The sequence below is a fragment of the Acinetobacter sp. Marseille-Q1618 genome (genome assembly GCF_902809855.1).
Taxonomy (GTDB): domain Bacteria; phylum Pseudomonadota; class Gammaproteobacteria; order Pseudomonadales; family Moraxellaceae; genus Acinetobacter.
Window position 1 is genome coordinate 194,671 of the sequence record NZ_CADDWJ010000003.1, and the last position, 19,803, is coordinate 214,473.

The 19,803-nt window shown below is 37.0% G+C and carries 15 protein-coding genes, 4 tRNA genes and 1 pseudogene; 6 read left to right on the forward strand and 14 right to left on the reverse strand.

Translation table 11 applies throughout. The features are described from left to right. Window positions 1-5: 5 nt before the first annotated feature. From HUS24_RS14800 to HUS24_RS14820, 5 genes are all read right to left on the reverse strand, one after another. Window positions 6-81: transfer RNA gene (locus HUS24_RS14800), tRNA-Val, on the reverse strand. A gap of 97 nt (window positions 82-178) precedes the next feature. Then, window positions 179-255 (reverse strand) — tRNA-Asp (locus tag HUS24_RS14805). Window positions 256-300: 45 nt separating this feature from the next. Further along, a tRNA-Asp gene (locus HUS24_RS14810) sits at window positions 301-377 on the reverse strand. A gap of 24 nt (window positions 378-401) precedes the next feature. Next, window positions 402-477 (reverse strand) — tRNA-Val (locus HUS24_RS14815). Window positions 478-726: 249 nt separating this feature from the next. Next, complete coding sequence (locus HUS24_RS14820) at window positions 727-1,095, reverse strand: YbaN family protein (RefSeq protein WP_173912741.1); 369 nt, start codon at window positions 1,093-1,095, stop codon at window positions 727-729. A 123-nt stretch (window positions 1,096-1,218) separates the two neighbouring features. On the opposite strand from HUS24_RS14820, the gene HUS24_RS14825 reads away from it, so the two are divergent. The 3 genes from HUS24_RS14825 to dapE all read left to right on the forward strand — a co-directional run bounded on the left by HUS24_RS14825 (window position 1,219) and on the right by dapE (window position 3,582). Continuing rightward, window positions 1,219-2,034 (forward strand): DUF1853 family protein, encoded by an 816-nt coding sequence (locus HUS24_RS14825; protein WP_173912844.1) that lies wholly within the window; start codon window positions 1,219-1,221, stop codon window positions 2,032-2,034. A gap of 120 nt (window positions 2,035-2,154) precedes the next feature. Next, a complete protein-coding gene (locus tag HUS24_RS14830) occupies window positions 2,155-2,298 on the forward strand; it encodes an entericidin A/B family lipoprotein (RefSeq protein WP_323809361.1) in 144 nt (47 codons plus the stop codon). 150 nt (window positions 2,299-2,448) lie between these two features. Further along, window positions 2,449-3,582 (forward strand): succinyl-diaminopimelate desuccinylase, encoded by a 1,134-nt coding sequence (gene dapE, locus HUS24_RS14835; protein ID WP_173912742.1) that lies wholly within the window; start codon window positions 2,449-2,451, stop codon window positions 3,580-3,582. Between the two features lie 46 nt (window positions 3,583-3,628). On the opposite strand, the gene HUS24_RS14840 is transcribed toward dapE, so the two are convergent. The 6 genes from HUS24_RS14840 to pilG all read right to left on the reverse strand — a co-directional run bounded on the left by HUS24_RS14840 (window position 3,629) and on the right by pilG (window position 12,181). Continuing rightward, complete coding sequence (locus HUS24_RS14840) at window positions 3,629-4,090, reverse strand: hypothetical protein (protein WP_173912845.1); 462 nt, start codon at window positions 4,088-4,090, stop codon at window positions 3,629-3,631. 9 nt (window positions 4,091-4,099) lie between these two features. After that, complete coding sequence (locus HUS24_RS14845; RefSeq protein WP_173912743.1) at window positions 4,100-8,614, reverse strand: Hpt domain-containing protein; 4,515 nt, start codon at window positions 8,612-8,614, stop codon at window positions 4,100-4,102. Between the two features lie 136 nt (window positions 8,615-8,750). Then, entirely contained in the window at window positions 8,751-10,823 is a 2,073-nt protein-coding gene (locus tag HUS24_RS14850) for a methyl-accepting chemotaxis protein (protein WP_173912744.1), read from the reverse strand. Window positions 10,824-10,872: 49 nt separating this feature from the next. Continuing rightward, window positions 10,873-11,406: a chemotaxis protein CheW gene (locus HUS24_RS14855; RefSeq protein WP_173912745.1), complete on the reverse strand. Its 534-nt coding sequence runs from the start codon at window positions 11,404-11,406 to the stop codon at window positions 10,873-10,875. A gap of 2 nt (window positions 11,407-11,408) precedes the next feature. Next, entirely contained in the window at window positions 11,409-11,777 is a 369-nt protein-coding gene (locus HUS24_RS14860; protein ID WP_065994145.1) for a response regulator, read from the reverse strand. Between the two features lie 26 nt (window positions 11,778-11,803). Next, the gene (gene pilG, locus HUS24_RS14865) at window positions 11,804-12,181 is read right to left on the reverse strand and encodes a twitching motility response regulator PilG (RefSeq protein WP_173912746.1); all 378 of its coding nucleotides are present in this window, start codon (window positions 12,179-12,181) and stop codon (window positions 11,804-11,806) included. 352 nt (window positions 12,182-12,533) lie between these two features. Here pilG and HUS24_RS14870 point away from each other — a divergent pair, with 352 nt between their 5' ends. Further along, window positions 12,534-13,109 carry a hypothetical protein gene (locus HUS24_RS14870; protein WP_173912846.1) on the forward strand — a complete coding sequence of 192 codons (576 nt, stop codon included), beginning with the start codon at window positions 12,534-12,536 and terminating at the stop codon, window positions 13,107-13,109. A 205-nt stretch (window positions 13,110-13,314) separates the two neighbouring features. Beyond that, window positions 13,315-15,030, forward strand: coding sequence for a proline--tRNA ligase (locus HUS24_RS14875; RefSeq protein ID WP_173912747.1), 1,716 nt, complete (start codon window positions 13,315-13,317; stop codon window positions 15,028-15,030). A 63-nt stretch (window positions 15,031-15,093) separates the two neighbouring features. Here HUS24_RS14875 and HUS24_RS14880 read toward each other — a convergent pair whose 3' ends face one another. The 3 genes from HUS24_RS14880 to HUS24_RS14890 all read right to left on the reverse strand — a co-directional run bounded on the left by HUS24_RS14880 (window position 15,094) and on the right by HUS24_RS14890 (window position 18,262). Next, the gene (locus HUS24_RS14880) at window positions 15,094-16,176 is read right to left on the reverse strand and encodes a hypothetical protein (RefSeq protein WP_173912748.1); all 1,083 of its coding nucleotides are present in this window, start codon (window positions 16,174-16,176) and stop codon (window positions 15,094-15,096) included. A gap of 173 nt (window positions 16,177-16,349) precedes the next feature. Then, window positions 16,350-17,693, reverse strand: a complete 1,344-nt coding sequence (locus tag HUS24_RS14885; RefSeq protein ID WP_173912749.1) for a hypothetical protein — start codon at window positions 17,691-17,693, stop codon at window positions 16,350-16,352. A gap of 242 nt (window positions 17,694-17,935) precedes the next feature. Continuing rightward, window positions 17,936-18,262, reverse strand: coding sequence for a hypothetical protein (locus HUS24_RS14890; protein WP_173912750.1), 327 nt, complete (start codon window positions 18,260-18,262; stop codon window positions 17,936-17,938). Window positions 18,263-18,581: 319 nt separating this feature from the next. On the opposite strand from HUS24_RS14890, the pseudogene HUS24_RS14895 reads away from it, so the two are divergent. Beyond that, window positions 18,582-19,803, forward strand: a pseudogene (locus tag HUS24_RS14895) (IS3 family transposase).

A 19,803-nucleotide genomic window follows, 5' to 3' on the forward strand; every position in this document is an offset into this window, starting at 1 on the left:
AATCATGGTGGGCGCTGACGGGATCGAACCGCCGACATTCTGCTTGTAAGGCAGACGCTCTACCAACTGAGCTAAGCGCCCTGAGGAATAAAAATAGCAACACTATTTTTATGACGCAAGACAAACGCAGTGCGTAGTCTATGCTTTAAAACACTTCCAAGATCAAGCATCAAGGAAATGGCGCAGCGGACGGGACTCGAACCCGCGACCCTCGGCGTGACAGGCCGATATTCTAACCAACTGAACTACCGCTGCATTTATACAATATTACTATTGTAACACAAACAAACTAAGAAAAAGTGGCGCAGCGGACGGGACTCGAACCCGCGACCCCCGGCGTGACAGGCCGGTATTCTAACCAACTGAACTACCGCTGCACTTATATTCTTAACGTTAAAGCTTGGTGGGCGCTGACGGGATCGAACCGCCGACATTCTGCTTGTAAGGCAGACGCTCTACCAACTGAGCTAAGCGCCCTAACGACTTCATCGTTTGTGAGGTGCATTATAGAGAATCTTTACCAAGTGTCAAACGCTTTTCTCTATCATTTTAAGTTTTCGTGTTTGAATGATTAAAAAATAGATCATTTTGTGGTGTTTTTCATTTTTTTGCTTATTATTTATCTATTTATCGTTATTTTAATACATTCATTTTATATATTATTTTTCTTATAAAAAAGCTTAGAAATGTCTTCTAAATATTTATTCGGTAAAATATCAAGTTTTCTTATAACTTTGTATCTGATTCTGGTCGCATCCAAAGCCAAATTGCAACGATCAACATGGTCAAATTGGTAAAAATTTTCACTGCTACAGGCGCTGTAGTAAATAACATCAGCACTGCACTGCCTGTCATCATGAGAGTGGCGAACCATTTTGCTTTACGAGGAACGGTACCATTATCACGCCACGCTCTCAAAGTTGCACCATATTTCGGATGATTGAGTAATTTGTCATGTACTTGCGGCCAGCCTTTGGACGCTGCCCATAATGCTAAAATCAAAAAAACTGTTGTTGGCATACCGGGTAATAATGCACCAATAAAGCCTAGCACAATAAAAATAATCACTAGGCTTCGCCAAAACAAAACTCGCATAGGTCAACTCAATCCCCAGAATTCGGTTAGTATATATGTTTTATGGTTGAACACTGTATTTTTCTTATTGGGTGAATAACTTTGAGTACGACAGTAGCTACGAATTATTTTGAACCTTGGTTAATGTTTAAAACCCCAATAGTTCGACAGTTGGCTTTTGTTATTGCTAGTCCCAATATTCTTTGTAAAATTCCTGACGCTTTATCAATTCAGCATCCTTTTGAATTACACCCAAATAAAGTTTGGCAAGCGTTATATCAACAATATGAAATACGTTTACATCAATTAGATCAAGATCCAACTGATTTGGAAAATTTTATTACTGAGCTTAAAAGTACGCGTCTAGGTTTGCGTTTTGAATATCTCATGTGGTTTTGGTTGAAAGATAATGCATTTCATCATTTTAAATTGCTTGGACATAGCATCCAAATGTTTCATGCTCGGCAAACATTAGGAGAAATAGATTTTCTTATTCTCAACCAACATACACAGCAGGTTGAGCATTGGGAAGTGGCTTTAAAATATTATTTAGCTGAAGCAGATTTTCAATTGCAGCATTGGTATGGTTTAAATCGGCAAGATACATTGCTTAGAAAACTCAGACATTTTACAGAAAAACAGTTCCAATTCAATCAAGTACAAGATTACGAAATTCACAAACGTTATGCCGTATTAAAAGGACAACTTTATTATCCTGCCCATCATTTTCCTCACAATACTCATAATTGGGTCAATACACGCCGTCGTTTGGGGCAATGGGGACGGCATATTCCCTCATCAGAATATTATTGTTTAAAACGCCATGAATGGATTTGCCCAGATAAATTACCAAGTTCAAAGCCCGCAATTTGGTGGACAAATGGATTATATAAACACTCAACTTCTCAAGACTTTTTTATGTATCGTCAACCTCCTATGATTCATAAAAATGTGTATTAAATGTAAAAATCAACTATAAAATATACAAAATATAACTTAGAAGTTATAAAACCATCATATTCAAATCACTCTAATTTTTTTAATCTAACAAGGCATCAAAATAATTTTAATTGGAGATCAATGATGAAAAAAATTTTAGCTGCTTCGTTGTTATTAACTTTTGTTTTAACGGGTTGTAATACAATTAAAGGCGCAGGACAAGATGTTTCAAAAGCGGGTGATGCTGTAACTAATTCTGCAGAGAGAGTTGAAAATAAACTTTAATCTGCGCACCAAAATTAGCCTTATCTTTTGATAAGGCTTTTTTATACTTTGTTCTTATGCTTACAATACAATAAATTCAACTTTTTAAGTTTCCATTCAAAATATTCTTCTCTATTATATTCCGCTCATTTAATACTTTATTTTGCCGCCATGAATGCCTCAGAAACTTTAGCGCTTAGCCTAACGCTTTTACGTCAACCCTCAGTAACGCCCGTTGATCACTCTTGTCAAACCATCATGGCGGAGCGTTTAGCTGCTGTCGGCTTTAATATTGAAAATATGCGCTTTGAAGATGTTGATAATCTTTGGGCACGACGTGGCACAGAAGCGCCAGTTTTTTGTTTTGCAGGACATACTGATGTTGTCCCTACTGGTCATTTAGACGCATGGGAATCAGATCCTTTTTTACCTGAAATTCGTGACGGTAAATTATATGGTCGTGGTAGTGCAGACATGAAGACTGCATTAGCGGCTATGGTAGTTGCCTCAGAACGCTTTGTAAAAAAACATCCAAATCATAAAGGCTCGATTGCCTTTTTAATTACCTCAGATGAAGAAGGGCCTTCTATCAATGGTACGGTTAAGGTGGTTGAGACACTTGAAGCACGTAATGAAAAAATGACATGGTGTTTAGTTGGTGAACCTTCTAGCACATCCACGCTTGGAGATATCATCAAAAATGGTCGCCGTGGCTCTTTGAATTGCGTATTAACCGTTCAAGGTAAACAAGGACATGTGGCTTATCCTCATTTGGCAATCAACCCTATTCATACCGCATCAAAAGCATTGGCAGAACTGTGTGAAACAGTCTGGGACAATGGGAATGAATATTTTCCAGCAACATCATTTCAAATCTCTAACATCCAAGCAGGTACAGGCGCAACCAATGTTGTACCAGGTACAATGACCGTGACTTTCAACTTCCGTTACTCAACGGAAGTCACTGCTGAGCAATTAAAAACACGCGTTTTAGAAATACTCGATCGCCATCAAGTCGACTATACAACTGAATGGACTTTATCAGGTTTACCGTTTTTAACGCCAGTTGGTGAATTGGTGAATGCTGCAAGCACTGCTATTAAAAATGTCACAGGTACAACTGCTGAACTTTCAACCAGTGGCGGTACTTCGGATGGTCGCTTCATTGCACCCACAGGTGCACAAGTTCTTGAATTAGGTGTATTAAATGCAACAATTCACCAGATTAATGAACATGTAAATATTGATGAATTAGATCCATTGACCGATATTTATGAACAAATTTTAGAACAATTATTGACTTAAAATAGAAAAAAATAAGGAATGTCTAGACATTCCTTATTTTATCAGCTTAGGCCGTTAAACCTAATGTTTGTTGAATTTTAGCTAAATTAGGGACATGAAATTTTTCATCGCCGACCCGTACCATATATAAGATTGTTTCATCTTTAGATTGGTTTTCTTCATCCACAACCTCAGAAATACGCAAACGAATCGAACGTGGCATTTCATTACATAATAATGCAAAACGCTCATTTGCTGATTCCCCTTCAACCACCAAGGCAACACCTAAGGTTGTATTCGGATCACTGACTCGAAAAGCAGGCAATTTGTGATCATGCCATTCCACTGTTTTTACTTGTGTTGGGCTATCGAGTGCAGATATCACAATGTTTTGTGGCAGTAACATCGCTGCTTTATCATAACAATCAATAATATATGCATCGATAAAACCTGTAGACACCGTAATGAGATGTTGAAGTTCCTGTGTATTGGTTTGATCTAAAATCGAACCTTTTCCATTTTGAGACATCATCACTCCTTATTGTGCAACCAATAAATTCTGAATATTTTCTAATAAATCAGCTTCTTGGAATGGTTTACCCATATAGTTAGTTACACCTAAACTAAATGCGCGTTCACGATGTTTTTCCCCTGTTCTAGAGGTAATCATGATAATTGGTAAATCCTGATGGATTTCATGGTGACGTATCCAATTGGTTACCTCAAAACCATCCATTCGTGGCATTTCAATATCAAGCAACATCAAGTCAGGTTTGACATTTTCCAATTGTTCAATCGCATCTACACCGTCTTTTGCTGTGATCACATCAAAATTGTGACGCTCAAGCAAGCGAGAAGTTACTTTACGTACAGTCACCGAGTCATCGACAATCATGACTAAATGACGTTGGTCACGATTACGTGTTAACTCACGTTGATCTTTAGCCACTTGTCGTTTGCTACTTAAAGTTTGACGAGCGATATTCTGCGCATCCAAGATCAAACAAACTTGACCATCACCTAAAATCGTCGCACCAGCTACAGCACCAATTGATGTAAATTGCTTACCGATTGGTTTCACCACAATTTGTGAACGTGAACCAATCAATTGATCCACTAACAATGCTGTGTTTTTACCCGTATTATTTTTAATCAACAATACTGGTAAGGAGTGTGCAATGCCTGAAAAACGAGGCATAGCTTGGTGTGCAACAAACTCTGACAAATAGCGTAAGTTATACGGTTGTTGGTCAATAACAAAATCTTGTTTTTGACTATTGAAATACTCTTCCAATGTACTCGGTGCAATTCGTACGATACGATCAATTTGCGATAATGGTACAGCAAATTGCTGATCGCCCGCTTTCACCATCAAGGCATCACTAACTGCTACTGTTGTTGGTACACGAATAGTAAATGTAGAGCCTTGACCTAATATCGAAGAAACACTGACTTGACCACCAAGTGATTTAATTTCACTTTGTACAACATCTAATCCAACACCACGTCCTGAAATTTGCGTAACTTGCTGCGCTGTACTGAAACCATGATGGAAAATATATTGCAAAATTTCTTCATCAGTGAGATTTTGCTCTTGCTGAATTAAACCTTTTTGCAATGCTTTGGCTTTAATCACTTTTGGATCAATACCCTTACCATCGTCTTTAAATTCAACCAGTACATCCGTACCTTGACGGCTAATATTTAACTCAATACGCCCCGTCAATGGTTTATTTAAACGCTGACGTATTTCAGTTTCTTCGATACCGTGGTCAACTGCATTTCGTAGCATATGCTCTAAAGGCGACATTAACTTTTCAAGAATATTTCGATCCAACTCACCTTCTGTATTATGAACAATCAGCTCGGTTGGTCGATTCAAAGTCGAAGAAGTTTGACGCACTAAGCGTTGCAAGCGTGGTAATAAACGGGTAAATGGCACCAAACGAGTACGCATTAAACCTTCTTGAATTTCAGCTTGAATACGTGCTTGTTGAAGTAATAAGCCTTCTGTGTCTCGAATTTTTTCTGCAAGAGTTGTTTTGAAATCCACCAAGTCTGATGCAGACTCTGCGAGTGATTTAGACAGTTGATTTAATGATGAATATTGATCCATTTCGAGTGGGTCAAAATCAGCATAACGTGAATTTGAATCGCCATGTTTTGCAATAATTTGGGATTCTAACTCCCCTTCCATTCGGCGTAATTGGTCAGCCAGACGTTTTATTGCCAGCTCCATTTCCACCAAAGTATTACCAAACTGCCCCAAATCCATCTCAATACGAGAACGGTTAATGGAGTTTTCACCCGACAAATCAATCATTTTTTCTATTAAATCTGCCGAGATACGAATCATCTCATTATTGTTTTCATTGAATTCAACTTGTCCCCACTCACCCAACATAGATGGCGGTTCACTACCATCACCTTGAATAAACTCAACAGCTTGGTTATCCCAAAGAACATCTCCACTGGTCAGTTTTTCAGGCAATTGAGCAGAAACATCTACATACTGAATATTTTTCAAACTCGATTTAATTGAATCAAAATGCGTATATTCATTTAATAAAATTGCATTTTTCAACCAATTAAAAGCTTTTAAAATCAGCTGATCATAAGCATTTGAGTTAAAGTTATGTAAACCAAAACGTTCAAATGTATTTTCTAATTCATACGCAATTTCAGAAACTTGCGTATTATTAACCATTTTTGCCCCACCTTTTAAGGTATGGGCAATACGTTGTAATTGTAATAACAAACTACGATTACTGCGCTCATCAAACCATTTGCCTAGAATCTCATTGGCACGAATTAACAATTCATCAGCTTCTTCCGTAAAAGCTTCTTGGGCAATGCTTTCAGCAATCTGCTCATCGCTCATTTCATCTTCAGCACTTGAAACTGTTTCAGATGAACTTAGAGTATCTTGAGCAGTTTCAGAAGGTATCGGTTGCTCGATTTCAACAGATTCTGCTTGCTCCACAATTGATTCTTCTATTGTTGGAGCTGCACTAAGAACACTGTCAATCGGCTGTTGCTTTTCAATCGCCTGCAAAATTTCGATGACATGCGTTGCAGGATAATCAATACCTTGCTCACGAATAACTTGAATACGCTCTGCAATCTCATCCTGAATCATACGAATAGTTTGCATCAAACCCGTATTGACTGTGATTTGCTGCTTAATAATTCGCTCATAAATAGATTCTAAATGGTGGGCAATCGAACCAATATGTTCTGCCTGCACCATATTTGCACCACCTTTTAAAGTGTGCAAATAACGCATCAAATTATTTAATGAAGTTAGATTTTCAGTATCAGCAAACCAAGCTGATAAATCTTGATCGATTCCCACCAAAAGCTCATCAGCTTCCTCAAGGAAAATATCCAAAACTTCCGCATCAAAGTCTTTAAAACTTTCAGCCGAATGAAGATATTGCTGATCTTTTATAATCAATGTATAGATTTGATTACTATTAAACTCAGCCTCTACTGCTTGCTCTACTGGCTGTTCAACAGATTCAAGCGCAATATTTGTTTCAGTTTCAGCAGCCAACAACTCTAGATCTTGTGTTACATAATCATGTAATTGTTCTAAAATTTGTTTACTATGCTCTGATAATACAACACGTTGCCCTGATGCTAAGGCATCGAATAAATGAATAAACTCTTGATGTGCCTGATTAAACAACTCAAAAGCATAATCTGTATTTAATAGATTTTTTTCAGCTAAAATATGCTCATATGCTGTTTTTAAAGCCAAACTAATATCATGAATACCTTGAGCAGCCCGATTATCTGTATGTTCAATTAATACGTTGGCTTCTTGCAATAAACTTTCAAAATATTCTGGATAATCTGTTTTAGCTCTTTGATCAAAATCAAACTCAGCATCTAACAAATGTTCGATGTTTAAATCCACCAATTGTGAGATTAAATCTTGCTGCTGTTCATTTGGCTCTAAACATTCAGTTTGGAAATCATAACGTTCCCAAGCATCATTAAACTTTTGATAAATGGCTTGTTGCTCAGTAGCATTGTTCTGAGTCAGAGTATGTAAATAATCACGAACAAATTCAGTATAATGCGTCAATAGAGCATTTTCATTGGTACTGTGTTGTGTATCATCTTTCAACAAGACTTTAAACAACTGCTCAACTTTACTACTGGCATGGAACACATCATCCACATGCGCCATCGCAGAGCTACCACGAAGCGTATGTAATGCACGAATGAGTCGATTATAATGGTCCGAAGTATGTTTTTCGAGGCTTAAGAACGTGTCAATTGCCGCCAAATGTTCTTCAGACTCTTCAATAAAGATTGCAATAGTCTCGGCCAGAAATCGACGATCCTCAGCTTCTTCAACCGCCTCCTTATTCTCATCACGTGAAGTAGGCATCGGCACAACTTCGGGTTGGATAGGAGGGGTAACTGCTGCTGGTGCAATTACATCTTCACTTGAAGCCGGAAGCTCTTCGACTTGAGCAACTTCAATTTCAGATACATCAATAATAGTATCTGCTGAATCTTCTAAGCCCGTGATCACATCAGGACTATTTAACTGCTCTGAAAGTACCAATAACTCTTCAAGCGCAGGCTCAATACTTAAATTTTGTTGAAACTGCTGTCCCAACAAAACCAATGGTCGTAAATCTAATTGATGTGCTTGTACTTTTGCAAAGTCAGTATACAGTTTAAATTTATAAATATTAAATACTGCATTTACATAGCGTTGGATCGAAGAAGTTAAATCAATACTTTTTGAAATAACACGATTTAAAGTGTCTTCCACAGCCCAAGCCAACTCACCTGACGACTTTGCTCCAACCATACGACCAGAACCTTTTAAGGTATGGAAGTTGCGGCGAATCACCGTCAAAAGTTCTGCATCTGAAGGATCATTTAACCATTGATTTAATAATGGCTGTATATTTTCAATAATCTCTTCAACTTCTTCCACGAAAATTTCTAAAATTTCTGGATCCTGATCCACAAACTCATCTTCGGGAAGATTTATGTTTTCCACTAAATCTTTTAATATTTTTTTCATAGCTCAGGCTTCTATACTAGTTCCTTTGAGGGACTAAAACCTATCAACATCTTAGTTTGAGTCAAATTAAGTGATCTAAGCGTCATTAATACCATCAAGGAATATCTAAGTTAGATATCCCTTGATGATCACTGATTTATTGCTCTGGTAATTTAAAGTCAGATACAGATTGACGTAATGAATCTGCCATATTTGCCAACTCAGATACCGAACGTGCAGTATCGAACGTTGCAGTTGTAGTTTGAGAGGTAATCTCTTGTACAACGTTCATCGTATTCGCAATATGACCTGCTGAAGCTGACTGCAATTTGGCAGATTCAGAGATGTTTTCAATCAATTTCGCCAAATTACTTGATACGTTTTGAATCTCATCCAAGGCAACACCAGCATCTTTTGCCAAGTTAGCACCACGAACAACCTCAGAAGTCGTTTGCTCCATTGAGATAACAGCTTCGTTGGTATCGGTTTGAATAGTTTTTACCAATGTTTCAATCTGCTTGGTTGCTGATGCTGAACGTTCAGCGAGACGCTGTACCTCATCGGCTACCACCGCAAAGCCTCGACCTGCTTCACCTGCCATCGATGCTTGAATCGCAGCATTTAATGCCAAGATATTCGTTTGGTCGGCAATATCGTTAATCAATGAGACAATGTTACCAATCTCTTGTGAAGACTCACCCAAACGTTTAATACGTTTAGATGTTTCTTGAATTTGCTCACGAATAGTATCCATACCTTCGATAGAACGGTTTACCACCTCAGCACCATTTGATGCAATTTGTACAGAACGTTGTGCTACGTCTGCTGATTCGGTTGCATTGGCAGATACGTGTTCAATAGATTGTGCAATTTCATTAATTGCTGAAGAAGCACCAGCAATTTCTTGCGCCTGATGCTCAGATGCTTCTGCAAGCTGGTTAGTAATAGACTGTGTATTTTGGGTATAGCTTGCAACTTCTTGAGAAGTTTCATTGATTCGAGATACCAGATCACGTAACTGGTCGATCGCAAAGTTAATCGAATCGGCAATTGCTCCCGTAAAATCTTCCGATACTGTTGCATACGAACTTAAGTCACCATCTGCCAAGTCCGCAATTTCATCCAGTAATCGTAAAATCGCATTTTGGTTACGGTCATATTCATCTTGTAAGCGTGTTACACGAACTTTATCAGCAGCACTACGCAATGTTAAAAGTTTAAATACAGAGAATAAGAAAACGCCTAACGCAATTAACAAGATTGCACCGAGTATGAAACTCAATACACTTGAACTACCACTTAAATTATTTAAATCTTTTAAAAGTTGATCAGATTTTGTAAAAATATCACTAGATGCTTGACGTACTTTGACAATTTTTGCTGAGTTTTGTGAAATGTTATTTGATGCTGTTTTTAACACATCATTATAATCAGTTTTAATACTTTCTAATGACTCACGCATAGACGGTTGATCAATACGAGCAACACCAAGCTCTGTATTTCCGTTGAGTTGAGCTTCTAGATATGCACCAAAAGTATCAGTATCAGCATTAAAGTCATCTGCCATTGCACTCGCATTTTCAGAACCACTCAATACTGAAGAAATAGAACGTAAAATACGTTCAGCAATGAATACTTGGTTTTTTGCGATAACCACCTGAGAACTCGGCATATTTTCGCTGGTCATTTGATTGACCATCAGGTTGTATTCTGCCTGAATCCCTGGAATAGCCTCACTCATGGTTAAGTTAGTATCATACAACTTATTAATTACTTTTTGTTCTGATGCAATCAAAGTAATATCATTAGATACATCAAACCATAATTTCTCAACTTTTTCCATTTCTGCATTTGATGAGTGAATATCTTTCACTGTTTCCAAGTTTTCATCAAATTTCTTTTGTGAAGCAACAAGTTCTTTAATCGCCTCTTCTTTACCTGAGGCTGTAGCTTCAGTTGCTTGGCGTGACATCGTTTGTGAAAGTAGTTTTAACTCACCAATACTACGTGTTAAGTCGTTGTTTCGTGGAACACTATATAACAATGTAAGCAAACAAATGACAGCAACTACCATCGTTACAAAAGCTGCAATAATATACGGCTTGGATTTATCGCTTTCACCAAATAACTTAGAAAACTGATCCAATCGTGCTTGCAACTTAGATGCTGCAGCAGGATTGTTCTTCTGCGTGTTTTCAGATGTGTTTTTCTTTTTTAGCTTAAAGCCCATTCAGCTTCTCCCCGAAACGCGTAACTTAACATTAAGCGTAGAAATTCGTTTATATAAATTTTTCCGATGCATTCATGTACTTAGGATCTTTCAACAACTGACTAAATAAGAATATATTCCATGCACGATTATGCTGTTGGAAATACCCTTGACAGTAGGTTTGTAGTTTTTTCTCTAAATTGTTATTTTCTGAAAAAAAACCTTTCTTATTAAAATGTTGAATCCCCAAAACCTGATCTACAATCAACCCCACATAATGATCATTATGGCTGATGCATAAAACTTTTTGTGTTGGTGTAAACTGACTTCTTTGTCCAGAAATAAAATATGTCAAATCCGAAACAGACAGTAAACGCCCCCGAATATTTGCTAATCCTTTCACCCAGTTTTGCACATTTGGAACTGAGGTACATTTGGGTGGATAAATTACTTCGGTGACTTCACCTAGTGGAGCAACAAAATATTGCCCCATCATTTCAAATGCAATGCCTGACCATCTATTTACTTCACTTTCTTTATCAACGTAGTTTTGATTTCCACGTTTTGATAATCGAAGTAATTCGATAAATCCATTTGCTGCCATAATTATCCCGCAGTGAGATGTTGTTTAATCACATTGATTAAAACATTCTCATCAATAGGTTTAGTTAAGTAATCACAAGCCCCTTGGCGTTTTCCCCAAACACGGTCTGTGTCTTGATCTTTAGTACTTACAATAACAACAGGAATATGTTTGGTTGTAGCACCACGTGCAATCTGTCGAGTTGCCTGAAAACCATTTACCCCAGGCATCACCACATCCATTAAAACCAAATCTGGCTGTTCAGCTTGCGCTAAAGTTACCCCATCTGCACCATTATTGGCTTCTAGAACATCATAACCGTGTTTACTTAAGATTTCTTTGAAACGATACATCTCTGTAGGAGAGTCATCAACAATTAGAATTCGTGTCATTTTATTCCCCCATTCAGAATTTAATCTTAAACATGTTTCCGAATAGCATTTAATAATTCATCTTTACTGAACGGCTTAGTCAAATACTCGTCAGAACCTACAACTTTACCTTTCGCCTGATCAAACAAACCATCTTTACTCGATAGCATAATCACAGGAATATTTTGGTAATTTTGAGAGTTTTTAATGAGTGCACAGGTTTGATAACCATCCAATCGTGGCATCATAATATCAACAAAGACGATATCAGGATTCGCATCAGCAATTTTTGAAAGTGCTTCAAAACCATCTACCGCAGTGATGACATCACATCCTTCACGTTGTAACAGCGTTTCAGCCGTGCGACGAATCGTCTTGGAATCATCAATGACCATGACTTTTAAATTTTGGAATTTTTCTTCCATCTAATGCCCTTCCCCATAACGTCAGAGTTGTTGAGACTCCGAATACATTTATTTTTCAAATTTAATTTATCAATCCTATTTAACATAGATTTGCGCTATTTATCAATCTCGATTTCACAGAAACTTCGGATTGGTGCTGAAATACGCTACAAATCACCAATAAGTGTCAATTTATAGTTGATAAAGCAACTTATATTTTTAAAATGCATGATTAATCTGTAAACTATTTATCTATGCTATAAAAATTATTAAATTAATGTTGCAGTTTTATTTGGGGAAAAGAATGCTACAAACGGTTTCAAAGCATTTAAAATTTGCAAAATATTTTAAAATGTTTTGCAAAACTTGTTTTATGGGCGGATTAAATTTCATCATGCTCTCAACAAGCATGGCTGCTGATGCGCAGCCTAAAGCCGTTTGGTATCGTTATTATGATAAAGGTGTAGCAAATATCAGCAGTACGGTCACTCCTGCACATATTCGTCATGGCTACGACGCTCTAGATGCCAACATGCAGGTCATTCGTCGAAATAAACCCTATGATGCTGAAAAAGATGCTCAACAATCTACGGTACGTGCAGCCCAAGCCAAACAATATGAGCAAGACGCTCGCCTAAAGCGTGCTTATGGCAATAGCTCAGTTGCTATCAATAAACGCAATGAACAACTTGCTAGCATTAAAAAGCAAATTTCTCTACAACAAGCCCAAGTAAAACAATTACAGAGTGATCGTTTGTTATTAAAAAGACAGGAAATGGAACATTTTCGCAAAGGCTCAACCGTGCCTTTTGAGTTAAAACAATCGCTTAAATACAACAGTGATCGAATTGCTCAAACCAAAAACAATATTGAGAATTTGCAGAAAAGTTATCAGAATACGCAAACTTACTACAACAACATTATTCAGCGTTTACAAGCGATGGAATGAATAATGTCTTGGTTATTTTCACCTAATAAAGTTAAGCATTTACTAATCTAGCTATAAACCTTTCACACAAACACTTTAAAGATTTAAAGCCTTCCCTTCTTATTTCTTTGAATAATTTTTTTGTAAAAGCACATAATCAAATGTCCCCTTGTGGGTTTTATCGTATAATCTGCCTTTTAATGCTTAAAATTTTAGGATAGTTTCCATGCGCGCGAGTCGCTTTTTATTTGCAACGTTAAGAGAAACCCCAAACGATGCTGAGGTTATTTCACATCAGCTTATGTTACGTGCGGGAATGATTCGTAAATTGGCTTCAGGTTTATACACTTGGTTGCCGATGGGTGTACGTGTGCTCAATAAAGTTGAAGCGATTGTTCGTGAGGAAATGAATCGTGCAGGCTCTTTAGAAGTGTTAATGCCAGTTACTCAGCCTGCAGCATTGTGGGAAGAGTCGGGTCGCTATATCCAATATGGTCCTGAACTGTTACGCTTTAAAGATCGTCACAATAATGATTTTGTTTTAGGTCCAACACATGAAGAAGTCATTACTGATTTAGCACGTAATGAACTGAAAAGTTATAAGCAACTTCCTGCAAACTTTTATCAAATACAAACCAAATTCCGTGATGAAATCCGCCCACGTTTTGGTGTGATGCGTTCACGTGAATTCATCATGAAAGATGCCTATTCTTTCCATGTCGATCAAGCTTCTTTACAAGAAACCTATGACGTGATGTACGATGCCTATTGTAAAATTTTCACACGTTTAGGTTTAAACTTCCGCCCTGTTCAAGCAGATACTGGTTCAATCGGTGGTTCAGGTTCTCATGAGTTCCACGTACTCGCATCAAGTGGTGAGGACGATATCGCTTTCTCTACAGAGTCGGATTATGCTGCTAACGTTGAAATGGCAGAAGCGGTACTTGTAGGTGAGCGAGCTGCACCGACACAAGAATTAAAAATCGTAGATACACCAAACCAAAAAACGATTGATGATGTTTCTGCTTTCTTAGGAACTGATCCTGCGCATTCAGTCAAAGCGTTGCTCGTACAAGGTATTGCTGATGACAAAGGTCATGTGCCTGTGGTGGCACTATTCCTTCGTGGAGATCATGAACTCAATGAAATCAAAGCAGAAAAACACCCTTTGATCGCAGCACCTTTAACATTTGCAACTGAAGCCCAACTTCAAGAAAATGGTTTAACAGCAGGATTCTGCGGCCCTCAAGGTTTGGTTGAAAAAGGTTTAACCGTAATTGTAGACCGTGCTGCTTCTGTGCTTTCAGACTTTGTTGCTGGTGCCAACGCAGTGGACAAACACGTAACTGGTTTAAACTGGGAACGTGATGCACAATTCACTGAAGTGTCTGATTTACGCAATGTGGTTGAAGGTGATCCATCTCCAGATGGTAAAGGTACAATCCTCATCAAACGTGGTATTGAAGTCGGTCATATTTTCCAACTTGGTCAAAAATACTCTGAAGCACTTGGCTGTAAAGTTTTAGGTGAGGATGGCAAACCATTGGTAGTGACAATGGGCTGTTATGGTATCGGGGTAACTCGTGTTGTCGCTTCTGCGATTGAGCAAAATTTTGATGACAAAGGTATCATTTGGCCTGCTGCGATTGCACCTTTTGTAGTTGCAATTGTGCCAATGAACGCGCATAAGTCTCCTCGTACTTTAGAGGCTGCTGAAGCTTTATATGCTGAGTTACAGGCTGCTGGCTTTGATGTGTTACTTGATGATCGCAATGAGCGTCCAGGGGTAAAATTCTCTGACTTAGAGCTTACAGGAATTCCGCATCGTATCGTGATCGGTGAAAAAGGTTTAGACGCTGGAACTTTTGAATATAAAGGTCGCCGTGATGCTGAATCGGTCAATCTTTCCAAAGAGGAACTCTTGGCAAAAATTGCAAAATAATTTTAAATGAGAATAAAAAATCCCGTTGAATGCGGGATTTTTCATATTCAGATATTTAAGAAATCAACAGAATTTAAGAGAGCCGTAGCAATTTTTTGCAGGACTTTGTCCAAAGTCAATTCCCTGAATATTAATTGGAGAACTAAATGCAATATTACCAATTGCTGTTGTTAAAGGTATCTCAATTTTTTGAGTAATTACAGGGTTTTTAATAGATACTTCTGGCAAGGCTAACCACCAACCTTTTTGCGCCGCAATATTCCTAAAGCCTCCTTTTGCAATAGAAGGCCAATAAATATCTTGCTTTTGTAAACTTAAAGAGAAATCTTTTGTTCCATTACCATTTCCATCCTGCAACAAAATCTCATGAATTGCTCTTGCAGGCTGATCTACAAGATGAACATTAGTAAGAGTCAAAGTAAGCCCTAATAATAATGGTACACTCGCTCGGGCTGTTAATGGACCAATATCACTAACAACAGAAGTCCTATTTAATACCAATGGAATCCTTGTATCGTCAACTGTTGCTGTAGCTGAAACCCCACCCAAAAGACACCCTAAAACACATACACCAATATTTGTAATCTTACCACCAGTTAAATTGATAGCAAGATCACCTGAAATTGAATTAATTCCCGTATCATCAGAAATATTGGATGTATTATTATTTGAGCCTAAAGATAGCTTTCCTAATGCTTCTAGTGAACCAAAACGAAAACCTGATATTTCTCGAGTTGCACTACTATCTGCATTTTTTACAGCAAACTCGATAAATGGATTCTTTAAAATTGCATCGCTTGCTGCATATTCTCCGTTCACTGGATTTATACCTGTTAATGCAACATTATCGATATCAATATCGCAACCCGCACCTTTAGATCCACCACAACCAAGCTGTAATTTTTTAATATTCGCATTAATCGCAATTTCAGCCTCCATTCCTAATCTGTAAAAACTAAGACCTTGGCTAGAACTATCTGTTCTGGTCAGATTGTACAAAGCTTGTCCTTGCGTTGCAGATAATTCCTCATCCGTCATTTGAACTAATTGTGTATTTTGATGATTTGAATCAACAGAATTTTCTACTTGGTTTGCATAAGTTAAAGATGCAAACATAGACAACATGAAAATAGATAGTTTTTTCATGAGCTTATCAATCCTTTCATTTTTGTTTTACATTTCTCATTTTTGAGCAATTATGTTAGATTTTCTACATAATAAAATTACCATAAAAATTTATAGTAATTATGTTTTTCAGATAAATGACATAAAAAAAGCACCATAAATGGTGCTTAAAAAAATTCCAATCAATATTAACATTAACAAAATCTAAGGGTTCCATAGCAGTTACGGTAGGGTGCCTGTAATAGCACCGCATTACCATTTCTAGCATCGTTACTATTAACAATATTTTGTACAAAAGTAGTTGTTCTATCAGAGATATTTAATTTAAATCCATTTGGAATATACATTGCCCAACCCGCAGTTACAGGCGCTTGATATCCTGGATATTGAATACTTTGCTTTTGTAAAGACAAGCCAAAAACATCAGATTTTACTTCTAGTTGATGTACATTACTCAAATTATATGGCAATTGATATGTATTATTATTTAAACTTGTGACTGAAGTATTTAAACCTTCTGCTAACTGGCTAGTAATTTTATTTCCCGCACTTGTTTTAATAAGCCCTAATACTAAGTTTAACAAACCTGATCCAAAAACATTAGTTGTTCTAGATATTTGCATTGAATCTGTAATTGACTTGACAACCCCCCCAGATCCCATTCCCAAATTAGCATTTAATACAAAAGCTTGTGATTGACGATTTCCAGAAACCGTAACAGGTAAATTCGTTCTTTTTACCCCAGCAAATTTGATCGTAAGTTGTTTAAACTGAGCACAAGCAACAATCAAAATACATTCTGTTGCATTATCTAAACCTAAATATCTATAATCTGCCATTCCCTGATATGAACTTTGACCATTTATATCAGGACATAATCCTGGGGATTTACAGGTTACAGCGACATCCTCTAAATTATTTGGTAAATTTCCAGGCATATCTCCCTGTCCTTGCATTTCTAAATCAGCAAAACCTGTTAAATATCCACTAAAAGTAGCTAAGTTTCCGAAACTTAGAGGACCTTCAACTTGGGCTGCCCCAATTCGAACTCCTACAACTTCACGAGTAGATGCGTTATCTGCATTTTTGATTGCAAACTGGAAAAATGGATTTGTTAAATTAAAATCTTTCATCTGTGATTGAGCTTGATCACCTAAAGTTGTTTCCTGAACTGCGCCATTGGGCTGACGTACATCAGTTTTAGGCAAGGTGATACAAGTTCCTGATGAATTTGCGATACAACCAAATGAAACATCAGAAATATCAATATCGCACTTATCCTTACCATTTATACCGCCACAACCTAACTGTAGGGATTTCATATTTGCATTTAGGGCAATATTTGCTTCCATACTTAATGTATAGAATGATAATCCACCTTGCTCTTGTCGATTTAAAGAATATAAGGCTTGTCCCTGCACTTCAGAAAGTTCATCATCACTCATTTTCACTAGCGTTTGAAGATTTACATCAGCTAAATCAGGAGCAATATTATTGGCTTGAATAAAATCTTGGGTTGTTCCTTCACTTACAGTCAAGTCAGTCGCATGAACACAAGTCAATGATATAAATGTTGAAAATATAAATAATACAGAAAACCTTCTCATGTGATCACCATCCTTGTTTTATCGTCCAAAACCTTTTGACAATTATTTATTTTTTACATTTTATAAAATTAACATAAAACAACAAAAATAAACATTGATTGTTTAAATTTCCGATAAAGATCACAAAATCTACTAAAATAGCATAACAACATGTATATTATTTTTATTTTTAATTAACAGAATGTTAAGCTTCCATAACAGTTGCGATATGGCGCTTGAAGCATGGTAATGTTGCCATTTCGTGCATCAGGTAAACTTGAAATATTATTGACTAAATTACTTAATTTATCATTGATATTTAGAGTAAAGGCATCTGGTAAATACATACTCCACCCTTTATTCACAGCAGAAGCATAATTTGGATATTGCAAAGACTGTTTAGATAAGGCTATTCCAAAGTTTTTAGAATCTACTTCCAATTGATGAACATTATTTAAGTTAAATGGCAGTTGATAACTATTTAACCACTGGTGAATTTGAGTAGATGAATAACCACTCATATTTTGCCCTGCGAGCCCATTTGCTAAATCTAGTTTAATTTATATCTGCCAAAGTAAGAAGATGCTAATGCTACTAGCACAAAATTGATAAATATAATAATCGCTATATTTCACTTTAAAATCACAATTATTTTTACTCGTACTTTAAGAGCTATTATCATAAAATAATAATTAAAATTCCAAACTTATATTAAAATAACTACCTACTCAACTTGTAGATTTTTTTATAAAAAAAGCGCTATCAATAGCGCTTATAATTAAATTCTGTCCCATCCTAAATAAAGTTGACACTTTTCATTGTTAAATTATGGAGAGTGTTATGACTACACTACTTAAACGAACACAGCGAGATTATAGTCTTGCCTTTAAATTGTCAGTTGTTGACCAAGTTGAAAAAGGCGAATTGACCTATAAGCAAGCACAGGATAAATATGGTATTCAAGGTTGCTCTACCGTTTTGGTTTGGCTTCGTAAGCATGGTAATTTAGATTGGAGTAAAGGAACACCTCCTTACCATTTAGGTCAAACTACTATGTCTGATACACCACTTACGCCAGAGCAACGGATTAAGGAGCTTGAACAACAACTACGTGATACTCAACAGAAAGCTGAATTCTTTGAAGCGGTTGTTGATGTCTTAAAAAGAGATTACGGAGTTAGTATTGTAAAAAAGCCACGAAGCAAGCCATCAAGGAAAAGAAAGAGTTAGGCATAAGTATTGTGCAATGTTGCCGTTATCTTGGCATAACTCGACAAGCCTATTACCAACAATGCCAACGAGATGTCTTGTGAGGTCTAAACAAGATCAAATCATCTTAGAGCAAGTCAAAATGCAAAGGATGTGCCATCCCCGTATGGGTACAAGAAAGTTGCAATATCTATTGAATCAGACCAGCCTTACTCACATTGGTCGTGATTATTTATTTGATTTACTTCGGCTTAATCACTTATTGGTAAAACCTAAACGAGCTTATCACAAGACAACTCATAGCCATCATCGCTTTCGTTGTCATCCTAACCGTTTAAAGGCAGGGAATGATCAAGTGATCGTAAAGAGACCTGAACAGTTATGGGTTGCAGACATCACTTATTTACCAACTAAAACAGGTGAAGCATATTTAAGTTTATTCACAGATGCATGTTCAAGAAAAATAGTGGGCTATCATGTTCATAATGATCTAAAAACTGATTCAGTGATACAGGCATATAAGAAAGCCTTGAAGCAACGTAAATCACAAGATGTTGTACTGACTCACCACTCGGATAGGGGGATTCAATATTGTGCTGAGAAATATCAATTCATGCATAAAAAGCATGGAGTGCAGTGTTCAATGACAGATGGATATGACTGTTACCAGAATGCTTTAGCTGAACGAATCAATGGTATTTTAAAAAATGAATATTTACTGCACAAACCTACTGATATTGAAGAAGCAATCAAAATGGTTGCTGAGTCTGTGGACATTTACAATACAAAGCGACCTCACTTTGCCTTAGAATATAAAACGCCCAATGAGGTTCATCAGGCGTTTTATAGTTGA